This is a genomic window from Acidomonas methanolica, from assembly GCF_004346035.1.
GTDB lineage: Bacteria > Pseudomonadota > Alphaproteobacteria > Acetobacterales > Acetobacteraceae > Acidomonas > Acidomonas methanolica.
In genome coordinates this window covers 42,201-66,213 of sequence record NZ_SLZN01000016.1, presented here as the reverse complement: position 1 = coordinate 66,213, position 24,013 = coordinate 42,201, and the positions used below count along the sequence as shown (strand labels likewise).

21 protein-coding genes are annotated in these 24,013 nt (G+C 59.2%); 16 read left to right on the top strand and 5 right to left on the bottom strand.

From position 1 onward, the window contains the following. Positions 1-353 precede the first annotated feature (353 nt). From EDC31_RS11840 to EDC31_RS11790, 11 genes are all read left to right on the top strand, one after another. A complete protein-coding gene (locus EDC31_RS11840; protein ID WP_042060617.1) occupies positions 354-695 on the top strand; it encodes a type II toxin-antitoxin system RelE/ParE family toxin in 342 nt (113 codons plus the stop codon). Continuing rightward, the gene (locus tag EDC31_RS11835; RefSeq protein WP_042060616.1) at positions 692-973 is read left to right on the top strand and encodes a helix-turn-helix domain-containing protein; all 282 of its coding nucleotides are present in this window, start codon (positions 692-694) and stop codon (positions 971-973) included. Before EDC31_RS11840 ends, EDC31_RS11835 begins: the two co-directional genes overlap by 4 nt. Before the next feature lie 41 nt (positions 974-1,014). Next, positions 1,015-2,223 carry an SIR2 family NAD-dependent protein deacylase gene (locus tag EDC31_RS11830; RefSeq protein ID WP_081797773.1) on the top strand — a complete coding sequence of 403 codons (1,209 nt, stop codon included), beginning with the start codon at positions 1,015-1,017 and terminating at the stop codon, positions 2,221-2,223. Then, positions 2,220-4,013 carry an ATP-binding protein gene (locus tag EDC31_RS11825; protein WP_042060614.1) on the top strand — a complete coding sequence of 598 codons (1,794 nt, stop codon included), beginning with the start codon at positions 2,220-2,222 and terminating at the stop codon, positions 4,011-4,013. The genes EDC31_RS11830 and EDC31_RS11825 overlap by 4 nt, the downstream gene beginning before the upstream one ends. Beyond that, positions 4,013-4,222 (top strand): KTSC domain-containing protein, encoded by a 210-nt coding sequence (locus EDC31_RS11820; protein ID WP_042060612.1) that lies wholly within the window; start codon positions 4,013-4,015, stop codon positions 4,220-4,222. The genes EDC31_RS11825 and EDC31_RS11820 overlap by 1 nt, the downstream gene beginning before the upstream one ends. Positions 4,223-4,289: 67 nt before the next feature. After that, positions 4,290-5,411, top strand: coding sequence for a metallophosphoesterase family protein (locus tag EDC31_RS11815; RefSeq protein ID WP_042060610.1), 1,122 nt, complete (start codon positions 4,290-4,292; stop codon positions 5,409-5,411). After that, positions 5,408-8,053, top strand: a complete 2,646-nt coding sequence (locus tag EDC31_RS11810; RefSeq protein WP_042060609.1) for an AAA family ATPase — start codon at positions 5,408-5,410, stop codon at positions 8,051-8,053. Before EDC31_RS11815 ends, EDC31_RS11810 begins: the two co-directional genes overlap by 4 nt. A 512-nt stretch (positions 8,054-8,565) precedes the next feature. After that, positions 8,566-10,605 carry a type I restriction-modification system subunit M gene (locus EDC31_RS11805; protein ID WP_306310103.1) on the top strand — a complete coding sequence of 680 codons (2,040 nt, stop codon included), beginning with the start codon at positions 8,566-8,568 and terminating at the stop codon, positions 10,603-10,605. Then, positions 10,602-12,485, top strand: coding sequence for a restriction endonuclease subunit S (locus EDC31_RS11800; protein ID WP_186819998.1), 1,884 nt, complete (start codon positions 10,602-10,604; stop codon positions 12,483-12,485). Before EDC31_RS11805 ends, EDC31_RS11800 begins: the two co-directional genes overlap by 4 nt. Further along, positions 12,482-13,072, top strand: a complete 591-nt coding sequence (locus tag EDC31_RS11795) for a hypothetical protein (RefSeq protein ID WP_042060608.1) — start codon at positions 12,482-12,484, stop codon at positions 13,070-13,072. Before EDC31_RS11800 ends, EDC31_RS11795 begins: the two co-directional genes overlap by 4 nt. Further along, entirely contained in the window at positions 13,069-16,077 is a 3,009-nt protein-coding gene (locus tag EDC31_RS11790; protein ID WP_042060605.1) for a type I restriction endonuclease subunit R, read from the top strand. Before EDC31_RS11795 ends, EDC31_RS11790 begins: the two co-directional genes overlap by 4 nt. Positions 16,078-16,356: 279 nt before the next feature. Here EDC31_RS11790 and EDC31_RS11785 read toward each other — a convergent pair whose 3' ends face one another. Together EDC31_RS11785 and EDC31_RS11780 are read right to left on the bottom strand one after the other, a co-directional pair. Beyond that, positions 16,357-17,205: an HNH endonuclease gene (locus EDC31_RS11785; RefSeq protein ID WP_042060604.1), complete on the bottom strand. Its 849-nt coding sequence runs from the start codon at positions 17,203-17,205 to the stop codon at positions 16,357-16,359. Continuing rightward, complete coding sequence (locus tag EDC31_RS11780) at positions 17,205-18,758, bottom strand: AAA family ATPase (protein ID WP_042060602.1); 1,554 nt, start codon at positions 18,756-18,758, stop codon at positions 17,205-17,207. Before EDC31_RS11780 ends, EDC31_RS11785 begins: the two co-directional genes overlap by 1 nt. Positions 18,759-18,953: 195 nt before the next feature. On the opposite strand from EDC31_RS11780, the gene EDC31_RS11775 reads away from it, so the two are divergent. Beyond that, complete coding sequence (locus tag EDC31_RS11775) at positions 18,954-19,334, top strand: VOC family protein (protein WP_042060601.1); 381 nt, start codon at positions 18,954-18,956, stop codon at positions 19,332-19,334. Positions 19,335-19,554: 220 nt separating this feature from the next. On the opposite strand, the gene EDC31_RS11770 is transcribed toward EDC31_RS11775, so the two are convergent. Together EDC31_RS11770 and EDC31_RS11765 are read right to left on the bottom strand one after the other, a co-directional pair. Further along, a complete protein-coding gene (locus tag EDC31_RS11770) occupies positions 19,555-20,088 on the bottom strand; it encodes a GNAT family N-acetyltransferase (protein ID WP_042060600.1) in 534 nt (177 codons plus the stop codon). A 37-nt stretch (positions 20,089-20,125) separates the two neighbouring features. Next, positions 20,126-21,310, bottom strand: coding sequence for an MFS transporter (locus tag EDC31_RS11765; protein WP_042060597.1), 1,185 nt, complete (start codon positions 21,308-21,310; stop codon positions 20,126-20,128). Positions 21,311-21,398: 88 nt separating this feature from the next. Here EDC31_RS11765 and EDC31_RS11760 point away from each other — a divergent pair, with 88 nt between their 5' ends. The 4 genes from EDC31_RS11760 to EDC31_RS11745 are packed head-to-tail and all read left to right on the top strand — an operon-like array spanning position 21,399 to position 23,783. Beyond that, positions 21,399-21,563 carry a ribbon-helix-helix domain-containing protein gene (locus EDC31_RS11760; protein ID WP_042060595.1) on the top strand — a complete coding sequence of 55 codons (165 nt, stop codon included), beginning with the start codon at positions 21,399-21,401 and terminating at the stop codon, positions 21,561-21,563. Next, a complete protein-coding gene (locus EDC31_RS11755; protein ID WP_042060593.1) occupies positions 21,560-21,913 on the top strand; it encodes a VOC family protein in 354 nt (117 codons plus the stop codon). The genes EDC31_RS11760 and EDC31_RS11755 overlap by 4 nt, the downstream gene beginning before the upstream one ends. Continuing rightward, positions 21,914-22,807 carry a class I SAM-dependent methyltransferase gene (locus EDC31_RS11750; protein ID WP_042060591.1) on the top strand — a complete coding sequence of 298 codons (894 nt, stop codon included), beginning with the start codon at positions 21,914-21,916 and terminating at the stop codon, positions 22,805-22,807. Between the two features lie 31 nt (positions 22,808-22,838). Beyond that, entirely contained in the window at positions 22,839-23,783 is a 945-nt protein-coding gene (locus tag EDC31_RS11745; protein ID WP_042060589.1) for a LysR family transcriptional regulator, read from the top strand. On the opposite strand, the gene EDC31_RS11740 is transcribed toward EDC31_RS11745, so the two are convergent. Next, positions 23,767-24,012: a DUF2274 domain-containing protein gene (locus tag EDC31_RS11740; RefSeq protein ID WP_042060588.1), complete on the bottom strand. Its 246-nt coding sequence runs from the start codon at positions 24,010-24,012 to the stop codon at positions 23,767-23,769. The two genes, EDC31_RS11745 and EDC31_RS11740, sit on opposite strands and share 17 nt — an antisense overlap. Position 24,013: the final 1 nt, after the last annotated feature.

Below are 24,013 nucleotides of genomic sequence, written 5' to 3'. Positions count from 1 at the left end.
TTGATCGCATCCTCCAACCACCATGCCGGCAGTGTCCTCACTGCGGCAGGACGCTCAGTCCACCCTCATCACAGAAAATGCCAAAGTAGTGCTAGGCTCTCTCATGTCGTCAAGGCCCACATATGAAGATGCGACCAGAATCTCGAAACCAGCCCGTCAGCGGTACTATGCATCCATCGACATAGCGCTTCGGCAAGAACCGCCTTGTGGCACCGGCGTCCCGAGCGGGATAAGGCCTTTATGTTGCCCCGCAGGATGCCGCATGAACACCTATAGGAAGCACGGGCCGGTTGTTGTGAAGCACGAGGGGCTTGCCAAGATATACAAGAATTTATATAATCGAGAAAGGTTCGATGGTTAAGCCATTAAAGTCGCTGGAATTTCGGAGTTCGGCTCTTGGCGACCTGAGGGCCTTCCCGGGTGCCGCTAGGCGTGAAGCCGGGTTTCAGCTCGACCGGCTGCAACGCGGACTTGAGCCGGGCGATTGGAAGCCGATGGCGACCATCGGGCAGGGTGTTCGGGAGATTCGGATTCGGGATGAGGACGGGGCGTTTAGGATCATCTATGTGGCGAAGTTCACCGAGGCGGTATTTGTGCTGCACTGTTTCCAGAAAAAGTCGCAGCGAACGGCGCGGGAAGACATCGCGCTGGCGACCCAGCGCTACAAGGAACTGGTCAGGGAATTGAAGTCATGAGCAATGAGAGATTTGCCAGCGTCTGGGAAGCTATCTCCGAGTCGCCAGCCGAAGCGGAGAACATGAAGCTTCGTTCGAGCCTGATGATAGCGCTGACCGAGCATATCAAGCGCGAAGGGCTGACTCAGGCCCAGGCGGCAAAGCTGCTGGGGGTAAGCCAGCCCCGCATATCCGACCTCAATCGCGGCAAGATCGACCTGTTCAGTATCGACACTTTGGTTAACATGCTATCGGCTGCCGGCCTTCATGTTGAGGTACAGGTGGCCAAGGCGGCATAGAACCGCATAAGTCAGAAGCGAGACTTGGAGAGGGGGGCTCCTTGAGCGTTAGTTTCCACAATCCCGACCAGTATATGGCCTCACTACGGACGATCATCGCCCAAGGGCGCAAACGCATTGGCCTGTTGGTCGGCGCTGGGGCACCCGCAGGCATGAAGCGTGAGGATGGCACGTTGCCTCTCATTCCGGCCGTGGCCGGGCTTACCGCTCAAATTCTTGCAGCCATCGAGCCAACCTACAAAGCGCAGATCGAGGGCCTCAAGAAGGATTCCGCAAAACACGATATAGAAACGTTGCTTTCTCGAATCCGCTCCCTATCCACCGTTATCGGCACCACCAAAATCCATGATCTAGATGGTGATGGCTATAAAACGATGGCGGAAACGATCTGCGCTGAGATCGGCAAGGTCGTTAAGGTGCGACTGCCGAGCAAACCTTCGCCCTATAGCGAATTGGTTAGTTGGGTGACAGGCGCACCGCGCGCGCATCCCGTCGAAATTTTCACGACCAACTATGACTTGCTTTTTGAAGAAGCGTTCGAGCGAGCCCACGCGCCCTATTTCGATGGCTTCACTGGAGCGCGAGAAGCGTTTTTCGATCCAGCGTCCGTTTCAGGCGACGCCTTGTCACCGCGATGGACGAGGCTCTGGAAGCTACATGGATCTTTGGGTTGGAAAGCGAACGAGCAAGGCGAGGTGGTCCGAACGGGACAAACAGACGCCACACATCTCATCTTCCCCGAACATCTGAAGTATGACCAGACCCAGAAGGCGCCTTACGCCGCGCTGCTAGATCGACTGCGTACTTTTCTAAGCACGGAAGATACACTTCTCGTATCCATCGGTTTCTCGTTTGCCGATGCGCATATTGCTGCTCGCATAGACGAAGCACTCGCCGCGAATCCGGCGGCAAGTGTGTTCGCATTTCAGTTCCAACCCCTCGACAAAGAGGTCTGCGCCGTCGAGCTTGCCTTGCGACGTCCAAATTTCAGCGTGTACGCCCGCGACAAAGCGGTCATCAATGGCGTGGCGGCGGATTGGTCTGCTCCATCGGAATTTCCAACAAAGGACTGGGGTCCGATCCGCGCCAGCTATTGGGCACCGGCTGGTGCCGGGGCGTGTGAGTTCAAGCTTGGCGCCATCGATGCGTTTGCGCGCTTTTTCGCGAATTCCCGCTCTCCTCAAGCATTTGATGCGGCTCTGCCCGCTCCAGTGCTGGTAGCAGCGCCAGCAGCGGCCTCCCCGGTATGACTGCTCCCACGTTTCTCGGACGTGTAGGCAGCGTTGCCGGCTCAACGGTGAGCGTCCGCCAAGCAGAATCGGTCGCTTCAGGCATTTCCATTATTGGCGGTCGCAGCTATCGCGTTGCACAGGTCGGTAGCTTTGTGCGAATTCCGCAAGGATACCACGACCTTTATGGAGTCATCTCAGAGGTTGGCGCGCAGGCAACACCAGAGACACTGGTGGATGCAAGTCAACGCGGCGAGAGCTGGATGACGGTTCAGTTGGTCGGCGAAATCGTCGAGACTAGTTTTGAGCGCGGCATCAGTCAGTATCCTGGCATAAACGATGAAGTACATCTAGTCACCGAAGACGATCTCAGCCGTATCTATGGCGGGATCGATGTCGGCCAGGTGGTGATCGGCAGGCTCGCCGGCGCGGAGAGCATTCCGGTTCGGATCGATCTGGATCGACTAGTAACGCGGCACAGCGCTGTTCTAGGTTCCACAGGTTCGGGAAAATCAACTACCGTAGCAAGCCTTTTACGCTCGATTTGTCAATCCGCCGATGGCGCTCACTGCACCAGCGCCCGTATTCTTCTGCTCGATATTCATGGTGAATACGGCGATGCTCTGAAATCAGTTGCAGCGGTCTTCCGAGTCAACACTTCGGAAGCCGACGAACAGCCATTGCATGTCCCGTATTGGGCACTCGACACAGCTCAACTCGTTGAATTTCTTATGGGGAAATTGAACGAGCCTGCTTACACTGGCGTCTTCGATAAGATCCAGGCTGCAAAACTCGCTGTGGCAGATGGAGTGCCGGGCGTCGATGTCAACGCTCTCACAATAAACACGCCACTGCCGTTCAGTCTGAAGCAACTCTGGTTTGATCTCATCGATCCAGAATACAAGACATGGGCGGACAAGGAGCGGACTAAGCCAGCGCTTGATGAAGCGGGTGATGCCGCAACACTCCGCCCTCCGAAGTATCAACCGCCTGGCGCGGGTTCTGCGCTGCCTGACATTAACCAGCATGGCTTTCTGAACATCCGCCGCCAACTAACCCAGATGCGATCAAGGCTGCTGGATCGGCAGTACGATTTCATGTTGCGTCCGGGAGATTGGGAACCCGATCTGAAGGGTAAGCCTAAGAAGGACTTGCCAGATTTATTGAAGAGCTGGTTCGGCCATGACAAGCCGATCACCGTGCTGGACCTCTCCGGGGTGCCAAGCGCGGTTTTGGTCCATCTTATTGGCGGTATTCTCAACATTACCTATGAAGCGATGTTCTGGGGACGATCACTCCCAGAAGGCGGACGCAACCGGCCAGAGCTGGTCGTTATGGAAGAAGCGCATCGTTACCTCGGAAAGGACGCGGATAATCCGGCGCGTGATATGGTTCAGCGGATCGTCAAGGAAGGACGTAAATTCGGTGTCGGCGCGATGATTATTAGTCAACGCCCGTCCGAGATAGATGAAACTATATTGTCGCAGTGCGGCACCCTGATGGCGCTTCGGCTCTCCAATAGCGCCGATCAGGGTAAGGTCAAAGCGGCGTTGCCCGACAGTCTTGGCGGATTGGTTGATACCTTGCCTGTGCTCCGCACGGGTGAGGCGATCATCATGGGAGAGGCAGCTCGATTGCCAATCCGTTGTCGGATCAATCTACCGCCGGAAGGCGCTCGTCCTAATAGCGCTGATCCGAATGTAACTACGGCCTGGTCGAAGCCGCGCGGCGATGAAGATTACGAGCGCCTTGCAGCCGCCTGGCGCTCACAAGACCCGAAATGGAGTGATCCCAAGAAGGAGAAAGCCTGATGCAACGATTACCCGTGAGTTCCAGCAATATCGCATCGATTGGGTATGACGCGCAGTCGGAAACGCTAGAGGTCGAGTTCCTCGATGGCAGCGTCTATCAATATTTTAATGTTCCATCGGGGACGTATGAGGGACTGATGGCAGCTTCGTCGCATGGCAGCTACCTCAATTCGCACGTCAAGGGAACCTACCAATATCAGAAACTCTAACCAAGATGCTGCCGAGCGCACTCTGGAGCGATGCGGTCATGTGTGAATCATTTGGGACGCCCCTTTAATGGTTCGTGTCGTCCATACCGCTGACTGGCAACTCGGCAAACCTTTTGGTGGATTCCCCGATGATGTCCGGTCCACCTTAACGGAAGCGCGCCTCGATGTGATCGATAGGATCGGGAACATCGCAGTGGATAATTCCGCTCAGCACATCTTGGTCGTTGGCGATGTCTTCGATAATGTCGATCCCGGCGACCGCATTCTCGTGCAAGCCTTGTCGCGCATGAGTCGAGCATCGGCGAATTGGTGGTTGATGCCAGGCAATCACGATCATGCGCGCGCCGGCGGGCTCTGGACCCGCGTCCGCGCCAAGGCGCCTGAGAATGTCCATGTGGTAGATGTCCCCGAGGCTGTTGCACTTGAGGACGGGGCCTGGCTGCTACCCGCCCCACTTGATCATCGTAGAACACGCGACGATCCGACGAGCCTATTCGACGACATGGTGACTCCTCCAGGCGTCGTGCGCATCGGCTTGGGACATGGTTCGATCACAGAGTTTGGGGGGAGCAGTGAGGCGACCAACATTATCCCACCAGATCGCGCGCGCGCATCCAGATTGGACTATCTTGCCCTCGGCGATTGGCACGGTCACCTCATTGTCAACGAGCGTACAGCCTATAGTGGAACGCCGGAGGCGGACCGTTTCGGCCGTAATGAGCCAGGGAGTGTGATCGTTGCCGACGTGAAATATGGTGAGCCGCCTAAACTGGAAAGAGTTGAAACCGGCCGCTACAGATGGCTCACACAGCAATGGGAAATCGCCCATATTGATGATTTTGATCGAAATGTAGTTGCCTTGCGAGCTGGGGGCGATCCTGCGAAGTCGTTACTCAATCTCACCCTGGTCGGTGCAGTCTCCCTTGCCGATCGAGTGTCCATCCTCCAAAAACTAGAGGATGATCTTGCCCATGAACTGCGCTGGCTCATAGTTTCCAGCGATGGACTGATCGCCCAGCCGACAAAAGACGATCTGGCCAATATCGATGTTCAGGGAACGCTCGCGACAGCCGCCGCGCGACTCCAACAATTGATCGAAGTGGGTGGTGCTGATTCGATACGCGCCAGCGCGGCACTTGAACGACTCTACGTCGAGGCAATGCGAGCGCGCGATGAGGCAATCGCATGAGGCTGCATTCCCTTGATCTCGTGAATTTTCGGAAATTCAGAAAGCCCTTGTCCGTTTCGGGCTTTACTGGCGGCCTAAATATCGTTGTTGAGCCTAATGAAACGGGCAAATCCACTTTGCTTGAAGCATTGCGCGCAGCCTTCTTTATCCGACACTCCGCAAAAACCGAACTTGTCCGTTCCTATTGCCCTTTTGGTGACGATGTAGCGCCGAAAGTGTCGGTTAGTTTCGAGATTGCCGCGCAACGGTGGCAGGTCGAGAAGCAATTCCTCAAGTCTCCTTATATTAGGCTGACAGGCCCAAACGGGCGCGTCGAGGGCGATCCGGCAGAAGATCAGCTTCAAACTCTCCTAGGATTTGAGAAGGGCAATAATCGCGGAAGTGATCCAGAAACTCGTGGCGCCCTCGGTCTTCTTTGGGTCGAACAGGCGACGGCGCTTTCAGTGGAAGCACCAAACCGCCTCGTCCGCGACAATATTCGAAGCGCGCTTGAAGCCGAGGTCGGTACCGTGCTTGGGGGGCGTCGTTTTGAGTTGGTGAGGACTCAGGTTGAGGAAGCCTATGCCTCCTTTCGCACACCGAGATCGGGTAAATCGACAGGAAGATTGGCGGAAGCCGAGGCGTCTTTGGTCAGAGCGCGTGAGCGCCGTGAAGCAACTGAGGCGACCTTTCGCATCTATGAGCAAGCGTTGTCGAGTCTAGAAGAGGCACGTACCGCCAAGCGTCTTGTTGATCGTGACCTTGCCGATCCGGAACAGGCGCAGCGCTTACAGAAACTGCGCAGCGATCTGAAAATCGCCGAAACGGCACAGCTCCGGCTATCGACCGCATCGGCGCGCTATGCGGAAGCCGACGCGGCGGTACGCAGCGGCGAGCAGCAACTCGCGGCGTTCGACAGTGCTACCCAGGCAGTGGAACATTCTTCTGCAGCTTTGGCCAAGGCCAATACTGCGCTCGGTCAACAGCATGAGGCGAGTGCGGTGGCGGCGTCAGTCGTAACGGCTAAACGCACTGCCTTGAACGACATCAGAGAGCGAAGAGCCACAGCCGAGACCGCGGTGGAACAAGCCAGGTCTGCTTTGAACCGGCGCGCACGCGCGACAGCGATGGAGCGGGCGCGTGTGCAACTCGCCGAGGCACAACGCCTGGAAGGTGCAATTGTCGAGAAGGAAAAGGTCGCTCGCACGCAGATTGATAAAAAGGCTCTGACGGCACTAGCTGCGCTTGACCGTAAGGCGACCGAGACGCGCGTCTTGTTTGAAGCCGGTGCCGTGGCGATCGACATAGAATTGATGTCAGATACTTCTCTGCGCATTGACGACAAACCAGTCGCGGCGGGGCGTCACGAGATTGTGCGGCCGACGGAAATCCGGCTCGACCAGGTCGCGAAACTGATCGTTACGCCGCCAAGCGCTGGTGGTCTTTCTGCCGAGGCGAATTTGCGGTCGGCCGCCGACGCGCTGGCCGACATGTTGAAGGGCCTTAACGTGGAAAGTTACTCGGTTGCCGTCACCCGAAGCGAGCAGGCGCGAGCAGCTCTTCAAGATATCGCAGCCCTTAAACGTCAAATCGAGGCGCTATGTCCGGGTGACGCCAGCATCGGCCTCCAACCGGGCGCGGTAGCGCTCAAGGAGTTGCTTGCGAATAATCCGCCAGAAGCCACGTCCGCGGCGGATGAGAATGAGGCTGATCTCCCCTCGCTTGAAGCGTCGCTCCTAGCTGTTCGCGAAGAGGAGAGCGCCGCTATCGCCGTTCTCGATACCGCACAGACGATGTTGCACGACGCAGAGAAACTGCTTGTTCAACTGCAGACCGAACGCACTGGTGCCGAGCGCGACGCAATGCTCGCAAATCAACATCTCGACGCTTTGCAGAGTGAGAAAGGCCGTGAGGCGATCGACACGACCCTGGCAGCAACTCGTGAAGAATTGGCCCGTCGCTTGGAGACGCTTGAGCAGGTCAAGCAAGCCGCGGGCAGCCTCGATGTGGACCGTATTCGTAAAGGCATTGCCAATATGGAACGTGAACAGGTGCGTGGCCAAGAGGAACGGCTAGAACTCGTTGCGCGCATCGCTTCATTGGAGGCGGTCATTGCGAACGACGGTCCAAAAGGTCTCGCGGGTTTGGCTGCCGAGGCACGAGATTTGGAGCAGGCCGCATCGGCGCACCTTACTAGGCTCCAACACGAGGCCGACACCCTGGAGCTTCTTCGTAACACGCTCCGCGATGTTGGTGACGAAGCATCAAGAACCTTTCTTGGTCCGATCACCCGCCGGGCTGCTCGCTATGTTGAGCGCGTTCTTCCCGGCAGCGACTTGGCATTTGATGAAGAAATGGGCTTGTCCGCAATCACGCGAGGCGGCATTGACGAGGCATGTGGCGATCTCAGCCGCGGCACGCAGGAGCAGCTTGCTGTTCTTACCCGTCTCGCATTCGCTGACCTTCTACTAGATAAAGGCGCGCCAGTATCACTGATCCTGGACGATCCATTGGTCTATTCAGACGATGGCCGATTCGAGGCTATGACCGATATCTTGACGGAGGCGGCACAGCGCATGCAGGTAATTCTTCTCACCTGTCGTGCAAAAGCATTCCGCCATGTCGCTGCACATCGCATAACTATCACTGAGGCTCTTGGTTAAGAGAAAGCGCGCGTCGTCACCAGGGCCGAAGACTCTTTCTCCAAGGCCGCCATAAATGGCCGAGGCCGCAATCATTGTTCAAAGAGGCTAATACCAAGCAGTATATGACCGCCGACTCTACGATCTGGCCACCTTTGGCACGCTGCACTACGCTACAGCTTGATGGCGGGCCGAGAACAACGAAGATGGGCACTATGTCTACGCCATAGCCACCCTCGGCACCCTATAGCTCTCATCTCATTAGGCGCCTTGTTAAGCCAGTACCGATAGCGATGAGCACTACGCTTCCGCTCCTACGCCACCTTCCGCCAGAAGGCACTTCTGGCATAGCATAATAGCCGCCCTGCATGCCGCGCCCGTCCACAGGAAAGGCGGGCTCGACCCCATTGCGTCCCTTGACATTTCCGGTCTATTAAGCATTGGCGCGTTACTGTATAATACGTTAACGTCCGGTCGGGCCGAGGCGATCGTCGTCCCGATGCTCACTTCTGCGCGAATCGGCCAAGGGGCGGGTGATTTGCGTGGATCAGGGTGTAGTATCGAAGGCAAAAGTTCTATCGAACTTTGTTTGGCAGATTGCCGAAACCCTTCGTGGTGACTTCAAGCAATCGGAATACGGCAAGGTTATCTTGCCCTTTGTTGTGCTGCGTCGCCTCGATTGCATCCTCGAACCCACCAAAGATGCCGTTCTGAAAGCCCATGCCGGGTTGCCGCCGGGCATAGACGAGCAGACCCGCGACATGATGCTGTATGGCGCGATCGGCGGCGGCATCCGCGTTTACAACACCAGCACACTGACATTCGCCAAAATCAGGGCGCAGAATCCGAGCGACGTTCACAAGAACATCATCGCCTATATCACGGCCTTCTCGGACTCGGTTCGGGATGTCTTTCTCGACAAGTTCCTTTTCACAGACCAACTGAAGCGGCTCGCTGACGCCACCATCCTATGGAAGGTGTTCGAGCAATTCGCCTCGCTTGACCTTCGCCCGGAAGCCGTCTCGACGCTGGCGATGGGCTATCTGTTTGAAGACCTGATCCGCCGCTTCTCGGAAATCTCCAATGAAACCGCCGGCGAGCACTTCACGCCGCGCGAGGTGATCCGGCTGATCGTGGACCTCATCATCGTCAACGACGACGAAAAGCTGCGGGGTCAGGGAATCATCCGGCAGATTTACGACCCGGCGTGCGGCACGGGCGGAATGCTCGCGCTCGCCGAGGAAGCCCTGAAGGAGTTCAACCCGGATATCCGCGTCGAGCTTTTCGGCCAGGAGTTGAACGGCGAGTCCTTCGGCATCTGCAAATCCGACATGCTGGTGACGGGCCACGACCCGGAAAACATCGCCTTCGGCAACACGCTGACGCAGGACGCCCACAAGGACCGGCGCTTCCACTACATGCTGTCCAATCCGCCCTATGGCGTGGATTGGAAAAAGTATCAGGAGCCGATCCGGGAGGAAGCGGCGACCCAGGGCAATGACGGCCGCTTCGGCGCGGGCCTGCCGCGAATCTCGGACGGCCAGCTTCTCTTTCTCCAGCACATGATTTCCAAAATGCGAACCGACGAGATCGGTTCGCGCATCGGCATCGTCATGAACGGCTCGCCGCTCTTCACCGGCGGGGCAGGTTCAGGTGAGAGCGAAATTCGCCGCTGGATGCTGGAAAACGACTGGATCGAGGCCATCGTCGCGCTGCCGACCGACCTTTTCTACAACACTGGCATCCAAACCTATGTCTGGCTGCTGACCAACCACAGGGATCGGAGACGGCGCGGCAAGGTCCAACTCATAGACGCATCGGGCGAACGGTTCTGGGCGCCCATGCGCAAAAACCTCGGCTCCAAGCGTCGGGAAATACGCGACGATGGGCGCGAGGCCATCACGCATATCTTCCATGAGATGGCGAACGGCGGCGGGCCGTGGAGCGCGGTGTCGAAGATTTTCGACGCCAGCGATTTCGGCTATCGCGAGATCAGGGTGGAGCGCCCACTTCGGTTGAATTTTCAGTCCAGCCCCGAGCGCATCGCGCAGCTGAAGCTCGCCAAGCCGTTCCTGAAGCTGGACCCTGCCGACCAGGATGACGTGTTGAACGTCATCGCCAATCGTCTGCCGACCACCCTGTTCAAGGAACGCCCCGCCTTCGAGGCCGCATTGACTAAGGCGCTCAAGGGCGCGGGCGTGAAGATCGGTGCGCCGGTCAGGAAAGCCATTCTTTCCGCGCTGTCGGAGCGGGACGAGTCCGCCGCCATCTGCCTCGATGGGGACGGTCGGCCAGAACCGGACCCCGAACTGCGCGACCATGAGGTTGTGCCGCTCAAGGAGGATTGGAAGGATTATGTCGCCCGCGAGGTGACGCCCTTCGTGCCGGACGCATGGGTGGACGAGACCTATAGGGATGACGCCGACAAGGGCGTGGGCCGCGTCGGCTACGAGATCAATTTCAACCGCTACTTCTACCGCTATGTCGCGCCGCGCCCGCTGGCTGAGATCGACGCCGAGTTGAAGACGCTTGAGACGGATATCGCCAACCTCTTGAAAGAGGTGGCAGGATGACGCGCCTGCGCTTTGTGACACGTCTCAACCCGTCGAAAACGGAGGCGGGTGAACTCGCCGGATACGGGAACGTAACTTTCGCCCCTATGGACGCGCTCGCCGATGGCCTTGGCGGTCTCGACACAAGTTTGGAGCGGCCGGCTGATGAACTTGCAGACGGTAGCTACAGCTATTTTGCCGAAGGTGACCTGTTGCTCGCCAAGGTCACACCTTGCTTCGAAAACGGCAAGAAAGCTCTGGTGACGAGGCTCCCGAACCGGATCGGTTTCGCGACATCCGAGGTCCATGTCATCCGGCCTGATCGCCGGAAGGTCGATCCAGATTATCTCCGATACCTGCTTTCATCCGAAACATTTCGGGCCGCTGGGATCGCCAGCATGACCGGGGCCGGAGGACTCCGGCGTATCTCGGACAATGCGATCAAAGATTTCCAGCTTCCGGTTGTAAACCTCGCCACCCAGAAGGCCATCGCCGCCTTCCTCGACCGCAAAACCACCCGCATCGACAAGCTGATCGCGAAGAGGGAGCGGCAGGTCGAATTGCTGCATAAGCGGGCCAAGCAGGCTGTCGCGGAGCTTGTGACGGGCGCTACCGTGGAGGGCATGGCTACCGTGGAAACGGGGCTCGACCATATTCCAAGTATCCCCGCCCATTGGTCACTCCTGCGAGCGGGGCATCTTTTCCACGAGGTGGCGGAGCCCAATACCGATGATCTTCCGGTGCTCTCGGTCTCAATCCATACGGGCATATCGGACAGGCAGCTCGACGACGAGGAGCGCGACCGCAAGGTAAACCTCATCGAGGACCGTTCGAGCTACAAATGCGTCAGGCCCGGATATCTGGCCTACAACATGATGAGGGCATGGCAGGGAGCGGTCGGCGTCTCGACTGTCAATGGCGCCGTGAGCCCCGCATATGTGGTCGCGAAGCCGACACACGACCTCCATAGCCCATATTATCAGTTTCTGCTTCGCACCCCGCTCTTCATCGAGCAGATGCGGCAGGGGTCGAAAGGGATCACCGATTTCCGCTTGAGGCTCTATTGGGAACAATTCCGCCTCATTATGTTGCCTATGCCTCCACTGGAGGAACAGCGCCGCATTGCGGCCGAGGCCGAGCGGGAGCTTGCCCATGCAGACGAAGTGGCGGCCAGGATTGTTCGCTCCGTTGCTCTCCTGCGCGAACGCCGCGCCGCCCTCATTACCGCTGCCGTCGCGGGCCAGATCGACATCCGCGAAAATCTTCCAACCGCCATATCCACGTCAGACCGGGACAGATTCCGCCTCGTCGTCGGAGCGGAGATCATCCACCGGCATCGGAGTAATCCGAAGTTCGGGCGGGTGAAGCTGCAAAAGGAACTCTATCTCGCCGAAGCCCATCTCGGCATCAGCGAACTCCAGGGGAACTACTTCCGTCAGGCGGCGGGGCCGCTCGATCGCGCCTTGATCGAGGAGACAGAGCGCGCGGTGGAGGCGGCAGGCTTCTACAGGGCGAGCCAGGCGGACGGGGCGGGAACGACCGTCACCTACGCCCCGCTGGCAAACGTCGGGCGGCACAACGCGGAACTCAAAAGCCTGTTGGGTCCGCGCGCTGACGCGCTGGGCGGCCTCATCGGCCTCCTGCGCGACTTCGGCACCGAGGCGGTCGAGGCGATCGCTACCCTCTATGCCGTGTGGAACGACGCGCTGATGGACGGGCGGCAGCCCGACGACTCCACGATCGTCAACGGCGTCCTGACCGAATGGCATGAGGAGAAGGGGAAGAAGTTCAAGGACAGCGACCTTCGCCGTTGGTTGGACTGGATGAAGCGCAACGGCCTCACGCCGCGCGGCCAAGGCCCTCGCACAGCCCACACCATGACGCGGGATATGTTCGCATGACGCGCGCCGACGTCTTTACCGAAGAGGCCATGACCCGGCCGCTCTTCGAGGAGCTTACCGGCGACCACGCCCGCGAGGATGAATGGTCCGGGCCGCACGGTTTTGCCCTCGGCGGGATGATGCAGGCCAACGTCGCGTCGCTTGCGGAGGAATATTTCGCCGCCGCCAACGAGCTGGTGGACGCGATCAAGGACAAGCGCATCGCCGACTACCGGATCGGCAATGCGGCGCTGTTTCTCTATCGCCATTCCTGCGAACTCATTCTCAAGGCCGCGATGCCCGACGCGAAGAAGGTTCATGACCTGATCGCCCTCACCGACAGCTTCGTGGCGATGGTGAAGGAGCGATACGGGCAGGACGTTCCCGCATGGATCGTGCGGCGCATGAAGGAACTGGCCGCGATCGACCCCGGCTCGACCGCGTTCCGATATGGCGCCTATGGGACGCCGATCGACGCGGCCGACCAGCCGATCGAGTTCGAAGCCTATATCAGCCTGTCACACCTGCAAGCGGCGATGCTGGCGCTCAACACGGCCCTGGTTTCGGCAGTCGATGAGATAAAAATGGCTCGGGGGGAGCGGCCATGAATTACGAACAGCCATCGACCTCTCATCCCTATGCCAAGGGCTTTTCAGAAGACACCGTCCACCGGGAAGAGGTGCTGGAGGTCCATCTGTGCAAGGCGTTGCTGGAGCGCCAGGGCTACCGTCCCCGCCGACCCGAGGACTATGACCGCACCTCCGCGCTCGACAAGACCTTGGTGATCGAGTTCGTCAAGGCGACGCAACCCGACGAATGGGCGAAGCTGGAAAGCCATTACGGTCCTTCTGCCGAAGCCGAGTTCTTCAAACAACTTGAGCAGGGATTGAAGCAGCGCGGCACGCTGGACGTGCTGCGCAATGGGCTGAAGCTGGTTCCGAACTTGAAGTTCTTCCTCGCCGCCTTCAAGCCGGCGTCTGGCGTCAACCCGGCTTTGGTGACGCTGTTCGAGAGCAATATTCTCAGCGTCATCAATCAGCTTCGCTACAGCGTGAAGAGCGAAAACGCCATCGACGTGGGATTGTTCGTCAACGGCCTGCCCGTGGCGACGCTGGAACTGAAAAATACCCTGACCGGCCAAAATTTCCGCCATGCCGAACGCCAGTATCGCCATGATCGGGCACCCGCCAACGAACCTCTGCTGACGTTCAAGCGAGGGGCCTTGGTCCATTTCGCGGTGGATCAGGACAACGTATCCATGACCACCCGCCTACAGAACGGCAAGACCCGGTTTCTGCCCTTCAATCGCGGGCATGATGGCGGCGCGGGCAACCCGGATATCGAAGGGGAGTTCCGCGTCGCCTATCTCTGGGCCGACCAGCCTGAAGGGCGGGCGATTTTCTCCCGCGACATCCTTCTCGACATCATCGGGCGGTTTCTTCACCTCGACGGCACGAACGGCAAGGAAGCGCTGATCTTTCCCCGTTTCCATCAGATCGACGCGGTTCTGAAGATGCTGGCCCATGCCCGTGTCAGCGGTAGCGGCAGCAACTATCTGATCCAGCATTCGGCCGGATCGGGAAAATCCAACACGATCGCCTGGACGGCGCATCGGCTGGTGACGTTGCATGACCCGTCCGACCAGCCGATTTTCGACACCGCGATCGTGGTGACGGATCGCGTCGTTCTTGACCGCCAGCTTCAGAACACCATTGCCCAGTTCGAGCAGACGCCCGGCGTCGTCCGCAAGATCGACGGAACCTCACGGCAGTTGAAGGCGGCGATCGAGGGGCAGGCGAAGATCATCATCACCACCATCCAGAAGTTTTCGACCGACCATCTCCGCGTCATCAGCGGACAGGGAACACGGCGGTTCGCCGTGCTGATCGACGAGGCGCACGGCTCTCAGTCCGGCAAGAGCGCCCAGGCGTTGAGCGACGCCCTCAGCCGCGACGAAGAGGCCGGGACGCCCGACGAGATCGAAGACCTGATCGCGGAATACCAGCGCCAGCGCGGCCCGCAGGCGAACATCAGCTACTTCGCCTTCACGGCGACGCCCCGCAACGTCACGCTTGAGCGTTTCGGCACGGTGGGCGCCGATGGCCTCCCGCATCCGTTTCACCTCTATTCCATGCGGCAGGCGATCGAAGAGGGGTTCATCCTCGACGTGCTTCAGAACTACATGACCTACAAGGCGTATTACGCCCTGGAAAAGACGATCGACGACGACCCGGAACTGGATACGCGGCGCGCACAACGGAAGGTCGCGCGGTTCGCCGCCCTGCATCCGACCGCCCTGAGCCAGAAGGTCGAGGTGATGGTCGAGCATTTCCAGCGCCATGTCAGACCGGAGCTGGACGGTCAGGCGAAGGCCATGATCGTGACCTCAAGCCGGGAAAGCGCCCTGCGCTATTATTTCGCGCTCAAGACCTACATCGAGGACAAGGGATATCGCGACCTCAAGGCGCTCGTCGCCTTTTCCGGTGAATTGCACGTCGATGGCAATACCTACACCGAGGCCGAGTTGAACGGCTTCGGCGAAGGCGAGTTGCCCAAGCGCTTCGATACCCCGGAATATCAAATCCTCATCGTAGCGGAAAAATATCAGACCGGCTTTGACCAGCCGAAATTGTCCGGGATGTATATCGACAAGAAGCTGGCGGGGTTGCAGGCCGTTCAGACCCTGTCACGGCTGAACAGGATTTACCAGGGCAAGGAACGAACCTTCATCCTCGATTTCCAGAACACGACGGATGACATCAAGGAAGCGTTTCGCCCCTTCTACGAGGTGTCCAGCCTCGAAGCCGTTTCCGACAAGAACCAGATCTACCAGTTGGAAACACGCATCCGCACATTCGGCTATCTCGACAGCAGCGAGATCGAGCGGTTCGCCACGACCTTCTTCAAGGGAACGCTGTCCACACAGGACCGCGTAACGCTTGAATCCCTGGTTCGCAACGCCGTGGCGCGCTTTGAAGCCGAGGATGACGAAGGCCGGCAGGAAGAGTTCCGGCAGCTATTGAGAAGCTACAAGCGCTTCTACAGCTTCGTCGCGCAAATCGTCCGGCTGGGAGATACCAGCTTGGAAAAGCTCTATGCCTACACCGATTGGCTGGACCGGATGTTGCCAAACCGCGAACAGCCGCCAGAAGTCGAAATCACGGATGAAATGCTGCGCCTGCGCGCCTTCCGCGTTCAGCAGAAGGAAGCTGGCTCCGCGTCGCTCGCAGCAGGCGACGCCGTGCCGCTCACCGCGATCAGCGAATTTGGGGCCAAGCCCTATACCGAAGACGAGGCGAAGGCGCTTTCCGAGATTGTCCGTTCCTTCAACGATCGGCACGGGACACAGTTCACCGAAGAGGATTTCATTCGCCTCGAACAGGTGAAGCGCAAGGCGCTCGACGAAGAAATGGCGGCGGTGCTGCGGAACAATCCGCCGGATGTCTCCCGCCCGACCTTCGTGCGCCGTCTCCTCGAGGAGACGATCAAGCAATATCAGCGCGACAGCAGCCTTCAGAGCATCATCATGACCAACGCGGAAGATCGCGATCGCATCTTCAACCATCTCTTCAGCCGGGCCTTGCGCGAGGTGCGCGAAACACCGAGTCCGTGATGGCGGCGGAGCGCGGCACGGAAAGCGGTCCTCCTCCCTCCGTCGCCGCCCGAGGCACAATGCTGCTGAAAACGCTCTTCAACAAGCGACATAGAGAACGCTATTCTACGACCCGGCCACCTTCGCTACGCTACACTGTGATGGCGGGCCGAGAAAATGAAGATGGGTACTATTCCTGCGCCATAGCCACCTAGGCGACGCCAAGCCTCCCCTTTGCCATGATCTATCGAAACGGATGGAATTGGATAGAAGTTCGGCAGGCTCTCAATTCTATCCAACTTAGCGATCTGGCAGGAAGCCGCCATCGCAAAACCAGTCGCTCGTGCTCCAGGCGCGATAGGCGGCTGATCTCCAGCCGTTGGTCCGGGCCACCGCACAGCTTTCGGCGCGTCGTTCCAACTCCTCGCGAACCCCATCCTCGGGATCAACATCACTCAGGATCTGAAGCTGGTGCCGGATGTTAAGCAGTTCCTCTGCCGCCTCCGACGCAAAGAGCGCAGCGAGGCCGAGCGAGCGAAAATGATGGTTCACCCGGGCGTAGAGCGTATCGTCCCACGCGCCCGGCCGCGCAACATCAAACCGAAGGGCGGTCGGACGCCGCTCGATGACGGTCGCCGTCAACCAGATGTCGTCCCCTAGATCATCATAATAGGGGTGAAGCGGAACGTCTTCCGCGGTCGCCGGCACGGCGTCGAGCTTCGCTTTGTTGCAGTCTGAACATGCCGGGATCAGGTTGAGGGGCACGACGGCCAGAGCAGGATAATGCGCTTTTGGAAGATGATGGTCGAGCGTCGCTACAAACCGCTGCATGCACAAGGGACAGCGGCCCGCCGGCGCCGAGGCAAAGATTTCGTCATAAATGTCGCGACCTGGGGCGCCGCTCTTCGCCATACGCTGCGTGTAGACCTTTTCCATCTCACGCACGGTGATGTCGGGCGCTACGATGTCGTGGGCCGCGATGTCATGCAGCCTGTGATGGCGCGCGGCTCGGTCGAACTGGGCCGAGGCTGTTGCGATGGTCGGTGCGGCATTCGCCAATCGGGCAGCGAGCCCCGGATTGCGCACCTTGCTGATGCATGTGGTGAAGACAGACCAGGCCGAAGGGGTCGGCCGCTCCAGCGACCACATCAGAGATCCTCGTCGCCGGGGTTATCCCGCGCTGCGAGCAATCCCTGAACGATCGCTCGCGCCTCGTCGCCAAGTTCGCCGCTGAACCGGCGTACGACACGACTGTAATTAGGAAGTTCGGCCACCGCATCGCGGAGCATCTTATGGAAGCCTGACTGTGTCACCTCCAGCCCAAACACCTCGCGCGTCAGAAGCCCAACATTCTCTCCGAACGTCTGGATCTCGGGCCTGTCCGCGACGGAGCGCGTGCCCGTGCGCCGCACCATCCAGACGCAGCTCTTCGGAACCTCTTGCAACACGACCGGGGAATGGGTCGCGATCAACGCGACGCCGTTCCGGTTGATCAATAGGTCCGACAGCGCCCGCACGAAGGCCGAGAGAAGAGGCGGATGTAGATGCGCTTCCGGCTCGTCGAGGAGAACAAGGGTCTTCTCCTCGACGGTTTCGACCAGGCGTGTGATCGTCAGAAGCACAATCTTGTGTCCCGAGCTGAGATTTTTGAACAGGCGACGCGCTTCGGCCTTCACCTCTTCGGGATCGTCGTCGGATCGCGCGAGCGCCGAGACGTCGGCATCACGGAAGATCGGATCGGCCTGCAGCATGTTGAGCGCCCGTTCCCAACGGTCGACCCTGCCGCTCTGCCGGCAGATCATCACGCTACTGACGAAATCACCGGACAGGCCGTCAGGGCTTTTCGGCGGTTTCGGCTTGCCGTCCTTATCCTTCCCGATGAGCTTCAGCCCGATATAGGCGTAGCGAACGCCTTGCGACTTGTCCTGCCGGTTGGGGAGTGGCTCGAAAGGGTCGAACGCGCTGAAGGTCACCGAAACGAGGCTGGTGAAGAGGCTGTCGTCGAGGTCGTCCGGCTCCGCAGTGAAGGCGCCGACCTCGCTTGCGCCCGCGTCCTGATCGACGATCGCGCGCGTCATGTCGTTGAGCAATGTGGTTTTGCCGACGCCATTGCGTCCGATCAGCACATGGACGTTGGTGGGTGGATAAGATTCCGGAGCGACCGTGAAGGCCAGATTCAGCGGCTCGACACGACGGGACCGCCGTCGTGCGGTATAGCTAAACTCGTAGCTCGTCAGTCGAGCGCCCCCTTGCGCCATCCGATGAAACTGGCCGGTTACTGTCGAGCGATCGACCGACCGCAGCAAGGAGGTCCCGGTGACCTTCTCGGCGAGCGCGCGTTCGAACAGATCGGAATCGAGGGCTACGTCACGAAGAGCGCGTAGCACACGATCGCGGGTTCCCGCGCCGAGCGCGTTTAGGGCGTCATAATAAGTGTCGTCCTGGCCGAGCGAAAAGAAACGATCGTCAAGGGTGTCGAACCGCCCCGGGAGATGAGGACGGCGCTGGTCTTCCGCCATGGCGAATTGGCCGATCTTGACGCCGCCGATGCTGTGGTGGTCACCATTCTCATCGTAAATGACGAGCGTGTAGAGCGTGGAGAATTTGAACCAGTCATCCCAATTGTCCGTCAGGAGGTAGGCGTGAGCGATTGCCCCGCCAGGGGGGCGTGTTCCTACTGGCAGGACGCGGAAATATGTCATCGAGATCGTCAAAATTCCAAGGAACGGTTATTCAGCATATGGCTCATAGTGTAACACGACCTAAGCGCGAAGCAGCCCCGTATCCTTAGCTACGGGGCCCGGCTATGGTCCGGACAGCTCGAACAGATGACCGGCAGGCGAGCGGAACAGATGTCATGCAACATCATTCAGCGATGACAATGTGAGTATCGAGATATGAGTGCATGGAAGCCCACTGGCTACCCGTCTTTGAGTCCGTACCTGATCTGCCGCAACGCTGAAGCACTCATCGCCTTCGTCGGCGAGGCGTTCGGCGGGAAGGTCCTTCGCCGCTTCGACCGGCCGGACGGTTCGCTCATGCACGCGGAAATGCGCATTGACGATAGCGTAGTGATGATCGGAGGTGGGGCGACCGACACGCCAGCATTGCCGACGCATCTACACCTCTATGTGCCGGATGCCGTGGCGGCGTTTCACCGCGCCGTGAAAGCCGGTGCGACCGTTGTGCAAGAGCCTCAACGCAAAAGCCAGGACGACGATTTGCGCGGCGGCGTGCGCGATCCGTCCGGCACGACATGGTGGATCGCGAGTCAGTAATTCCGGGACTTATGGTTGATTGCGACGTCGCACTCGCGTCAGGTGCCTTTCAATATCTATAAAAGTCCGCTGCGCGCTCGTCTCGTCATTTTCACTGCTGGCCCGCCGCGACAATCTCGCCGCTCTCAGGCTACTCTCGATGGACGACAATCCGGCCACAGAACAAGTTCTAACGCAGATTGTGTCAAGGCCGGAAGTCGCGAGCGGCGTATGCATTGCTTTAGGGCAGTAGCTTCTTTCTCCAAACCCGGTCGTCATCGACGCGATCACCTAAGACGAAATTACAGCGCCCCACTTCGGCGAAACCATACCGCGTGTAGAAGCGCTTGGCCCGTTCGTTGTGATCGAACACCGTCAGATAGACTTCGGGCGTGCGCTCCACGCGGGCCTGATCGAGTGCCCATTCCATGAGGCGATCGGCGACGCCGTGTCCGTGCCAGGGGCGTAAGACGTAAATTTGCTGAAGCTCCATAGCGCCGAGCCTCGGCGCGGGCACCGGCGCCTTGAGTTGCGAAAGCTTGGCGTAGCCGACCATATTCTCGTCATCACTCGCCGCGACGAGCCATTGGACAGAAGGATCGCCAAGGTCTCGTTCCATCGTTCCGCCTGGCCCGTAGGCTTTTTCGAGAAAATTCGAGAATGGCTCCGTGTCATAGAGATGGCCAAAAGTGTCGGCGAACACAGTTCGTCCCATCGCGCGCAGAGCCGCGAAGTCCGTTCTATCAGGAGTGAAATAGCGAAGATTCTCGGTCATTTCTTCATCTCGTATCTCTTGGCAAAATGCACGTCCGTCACGCCACGGCAGTGCCTGTGCGCTGGTGGGCGGAAACCGCGATTGCGAGAGCAAGCGTCGCCGCGAGCCCGCCGATCAGGAACACCGAGGCGTAGCCCGATCTATCGGCGAGCAAGCCGACCACCGGCCCCGTCACGGCGTAGGCGAGGTCTTGGAAGGCGGCAAATCCGCCGAATGCTGTGCCTCGCATGTGAGGCGGCACCAGCTTGCCGACCTCAGCGCCCATCGCGGGGAACACCATCGAGCAGCCGAATCCTGTCAACAGAGCACCGGCTAGCGCCGAATCCGGGCCGGGAGCCAACCACAGGAGATACTGACCACAGGCTTCGACGACGAGCGAGACAATGGCGACAGGTGTTCCGCCGATCCGATCCGGTAGGTGGCCGCAGAACAGTCGCACAACAACAAAGCCGCCGCCGAAGAATGTGAGTCCGAGTCCGGCGTAAGGCCAGCCACGGCTTAGGAAATAGAGTGAGAAGAACGAACCCAGCGAGGCAAATCCGACACCCTGGAGCCCGAGCGTCGCACCCGGCCGCCATATGCGTCCGATAATGCGCCAGAAGAATTCTCGTTGACCGACATGGGGCGCCACGGCTGGCAGCCAATAAATGGCAATCAACCCGATGAGCGGCAGGATCGCGCAGGCGCCCATCAGCCACGCGAAACCGAGACCGTTCAGCAATGCAAGCCCCAGCGGACCACCGGCTGCGTAGGCGCCATACATGCCTATCCCGACGAGCGACATGACCCGACCAGTCCTCGCCTGACCCATCAAACCGATTGACCAACTTATCATGCCCACATTGGCCACACTCTCGCCGATGCCGAGTAAGAGCCGGCCAATGATCAGCACCGTGTAGCTCGCACTCACGGGTAGTATTGGCCAGCTCGCCAGGAGACAAATCAATGAAGCGGCGGCATAAATGAGTAGGCCGCGCTGCATACAGTGCTTGCCTCCAAGCTGGTCAACATAGGTACCCGCCCGCCCACGAGTCAGGATCGTGGATAGGAAAGCAATGCCGACCGCCAATCCGCCGTAGGCGTTGTCCAGGCCCAGCCCATGCACAACGTGGACGGGCACCGCCGGCAACGACATGGCGACGGTGAGATACGACAGAAACAGCGCCGCCGTGAGGACCAGAACCCGACGATAGGCTCGATCTGCCTGTTCGACATCAGGCATAGGCATGTGCTCCCAACAACGATCCCTACCCGTGCGAACGGTCGCTGGCAGGGTTGATTTATCTCTAGGATGCTAGCATAATAGCAATATGGCCAGCGAAGATGTCAAGCAGTTCAATGTCTACCTGCCGACCGAACTGATCAGGCAGGTCAAGCACCATGCCATCGAGGCGGAGTTGTCGTTGTCGGCGATCGTGGCTGAGGCGCTTCGCGCCTATCTGGAAGAACAGCAAAGAAGGCAGAGGAAGAAATGAAAACTAATGGTATCGACGGGATTCTGATCGAGACCCATAATTGGGGCAGTTCGGTCGCCTTTTGGCAGGACCTGGGCTTCGAACTGGAACTTGAGACCGATCATCACTCCGGCCGCCTGCGCCATCCGAGCGGCGGTCCCTATATCTTCATCGCAGAACGTCCGCACGATCACCCGCTTCAGATCGTGCTCGGAGTTGCGATTCCCGATTCGGCGCGGTTCGCGCAACCGCGCGGCAGTACGGTCGTCCAGCCGTTCGAGAAACAGCACTGGCCGGCCTTGCAGATGCTGCTCGCCGATCCTGACGGGCGGCAGCTCGCTGTGGAAGCGCCGCTGCCGGAGGCGAAGTAGTTGAGCGACCAGCGATCGGACGGCGAGAAAACCGTAGATGATGTCTGCGCCGCCGCTCCGGACAGCACGGCCGTCCGGACCGCCTTATGGCGAGCCTTGCACATGCAGGTCGATGCCTCGCCACACGTGTTCGAAGATGACGTCGGTCTCAAGCTCGCGGCGCCGGACGAGGACTGGCGCCAGCGCGGCGATATGGACCCAGAGTTCACACGCCCCTTTCGTGCCTCGATCGTAGCTCGCGCGCGCTTCATCGAAGACTTGGTCGTGGAACAGGCGAACATCGGAATAAGTCAGTATGTGATCCTCGGCGCCGGTCTCGACAGCTTCGCCCAGCGTCGGCCGGAGATCGCATCCCGCCTTCAGGTGTTCGAGATCGACAAGCCTGATGCGCAAGCTTGGAAGCGTAAGCGTCTCGTCGAACTCGGGTTCGGAGCGTCTGACTGGCTGCATTTCGTGCCGGTTGATTTCGAGAGTGGTGTGTCGTGGTGGGATGAGCTTACGACTTCCGGCTTCGACGTGAGCAAACCCGCCATCGTCACCTCTACCGGCGTCAGCATGTACCTCACCAAGGAGGCCAATGCCGCGACCCTGCGCCAGATCGCATCGCTCGCTCCGCGATCGATGCTTGCCATGACGTTTCTGCTGCCTCTGGAGCTTTCGAATCCGGAGGAACGCTCTGGACTCGAAATGGCGGATGAGGGCGCCCGCACCAGCGGAACACCCTTTCTCAGTTTCTGCACCCTCTCCGAGATTCTGGCGCTCGCTCACGAGGTCGGTTTCAAAGACGCTCGGCATGTGTCGGCGAACGATCTGACCCAGCGTTATTTTGCAGAGAGGGCAGATGGCCTTCGTCCACCGGCCAATGCGGAAGAGTTTTTGGTCGCGGCAACGTAATACGAGAGATATTTGGTGAGCGGTATTTGTAATGTCATCACGTCAGTCTGCACTACCGACAGTGATGACATACTTGCGCTATTTCTTAGTTGCCGCAGAGAAGCGCAGCTTTCGGCAGGCTGCGATCGACCTCGGCGTTTGGGAGTCCACAATTAGTCGCGGCATTCGTGATCTCGAAGATGAAATCGGCGTAGCACTGTTCATCCGCCATCCCAGCGGCGTGAAGCTTACAAATGCCGGCAGCAAATTCCTGAACCATGCCCGCGTGGCGATCGGCCGTATCGAATACGCTCTGAAGGATGCCGGCGCGGCAGGACGTGGCGAGGTCGGCATGGTGCGGATCGGCATCTTCTCATCACTGGCTTCCGGTTTCCTCGCTGACTTGCTGCAAACTTATCAGTTACAAAATCCCTGTGTGCATCTTGATTTCGCGGAAGGTAGTCCAGCAGATCACATTTCGGCCGTCCAACATCACCGGCGTGATGTGGCCTTTCTCACCGGCGAGCCTGCCGCTTACGGCTGTGAGACCGTTCGCCTTTGGGAAGAACGTGTCTTCGTCGTCCTTCCGCAAAATCATAGTCTCGTCGAATGCGACGTGGTCACCTGGGATGGTCTCCAAGACGAGCATTTCATCGTCAGCGAAACAGATCCCGGCCCGGAGATTCACGACTACCTCGTGAAGCATCTGGCCGATCTGGGTCATCATCCTTGTGTGGAGCGATGTAGTGTCGGCCGCGACAATCTCATGAAACTGGTCGCGCTCGGACGGGGATTGACGCTAACCAGCGAGGCGACGACCGGCGCGGCCTTCCCCGGCGTCGTCTACCGACCCATCGAAGGCGAGAGGCTGCCTTTCAGCGCGGTATGGTCGCTGCGCAACGATAATCCTGCGTTCCGCCGGCTCCTGAGCATGGCGCGCGCGCTCTCGAAGCAAGCGGCGGCCGGCTCGCACAATGGAGCTACGACTTCCCCATAGCACCGGCATGAGAAGCACCACGCCTGAATTTGGCGAATCCGCGATCCGTCGCAATGAACCGTTCCAGCATCGGCACGATCAGGCGGATCGGATCGACGGCCTCCCGACCACTCTCGCGGCCGAGCGCCTCGGCATAGGCGACAAGATCGCGGTGAAGCGTCGCCGGCAACTCCACCGACACCTTCACCGGCTTCTGGTCGGCAATTGGCCCGAGTTTCAGCTTCGCCATG

What these genes read in the sequence shown, in the direction of transcription:
- EDC31_RS11775 (WP_042060601.1), top strand. Translation starts at nt 18,954, where the DNA reads ATGAGTGCATGGAAGCCCACTGGCTACCCGTCTTTGAGTCCGTACCTG.
- EDC31_RS11815 (WP_042060610.1), top strand. Translation starts at nt 4,290, where the DNA reads ATGGTTCGTGTCGTCCATACCGCTGACTGGCAACTCGGCAAACCTTTT.
- EDC31_RS11795 (WP_042060608.1), top strand. Translation starts at nt 12,482, where the DNA reads ATGACGCGCGCCGACGTCTTTACCGAAGAGGCCATGACCCGGCCGCTC.
- EDC31_RS11755 (WP_042060593.1), top strand. Translation starts at nt 21,560, where the DNA reads ATGAAAACTAATGGTATCGACGGGATTCTGATCGAGACCCATAATTGG.
- EDC31_RS11835 (WP_042060616.1), top strand. Translation starts at nt 692, where the DNA reads ATGAGCAATGAGAGATTTGCCAGCGTCTGGGAAGCTATCTCCGAGTCG.
- EDC31_RS11785 (WP_042060604.1), bottom strand. Translation starts at nt 17,205, where the DNA reads ATGTGGTCGCTGGAGCGGCCGACCCCTTCGGCCTGGTCTGTCTTCACC.
- EDC31_RS11810 (WP_042060609.1), top strand. Translation starts at nt 5,408, where the DNA reads ATGAGGCTGCATTCCCTTGATCTCGTGAATTTTCGGAAATTCAGAAAG.
- EDC31_RS11825 (WP_042060614.1), top strand. Translation starts at nt 2,220, where the DNA reads ATGACTGCTCCCACGTTTCTCGGACGTGTAGGCAGCGTTGCCGGCTCA.
- EDC31_RS11745 (WP_042060589.1), top strand. Translation starts at nt 22,839, where the DNA reads ATGTCATCACGTCAGTCTGCACTACCGACAGTGATGACATACTTGCGC.
- EDC31_RS11760 (WP_042060595.1), top strand. Translation starts at nt 21,399, where the DNA reads ATGGCCAGCGAAGATGTCAAGCAGTTCAATGTCTACCTGCCGACCGAA.
- EDC31_RS11800 (WP_186819998.1), top strand. Translation starts at nt 10,602, where the DNA reads ATGACGCGCCTGCGCTTTGTGACACGTCTCAACCCGTCGAAAACGGAG.
- EDC31_RS11790 (WP_042060605.1), top strand. Translation starts at nt 13,069, where the DNA reads ATGAATTACGAACAGCCATCGACCTCTCATCCCTATGCCAAGGGCTTT.
- EDC31_RS11765 (WP_042060597.1), bottom strand. Translation starts at nt 21,310, where the DNA reads ATGCCTGATGTCGAACAGGCAGATCGAGCCTATCGTCGGGTTCTGGTC.
- EDC31_RS11770 (WP_042060600.1), bottom strand. Translation starts at nt 20,088, where the DNA reads ATGACCGAGAATCTTCGCTATTTCACTCCTGATAGAACGGACTTCGCG.
- EDC31_RS11840 (WP_042060617.1), top strand. Translation starts at nt 354, where the DNA reads ATGGTTAAGCCATTAAAGTCGCTGGAATTTCGGAGTTCGGCTCTTGGC.
- EDC31_RS11780 (WP_042060602.1), bottom strand. Translation starts at nt 18,758, where the DNA reads ATGACATATTTCCGCGTCCTGCCAGTAGGAACACGCCCCCCTGGCGGG.
- EDC31_RS11820 (WP_042060612.1), top strand. Translation starts at nt 4,013, where the DNA reads ATGCAACGATTACCCGTGAGTTCCAGCAATATCGCATCGATTGGGTAT.
- EDC31_RS11740 (WP_042060588.1), bottom strand. Translation starts at nt 24,012, where the DNA reads ATGGCGAAGCTGAAACTCGGGCCAATTGCCGACCAGAAGCCGGTGAAG.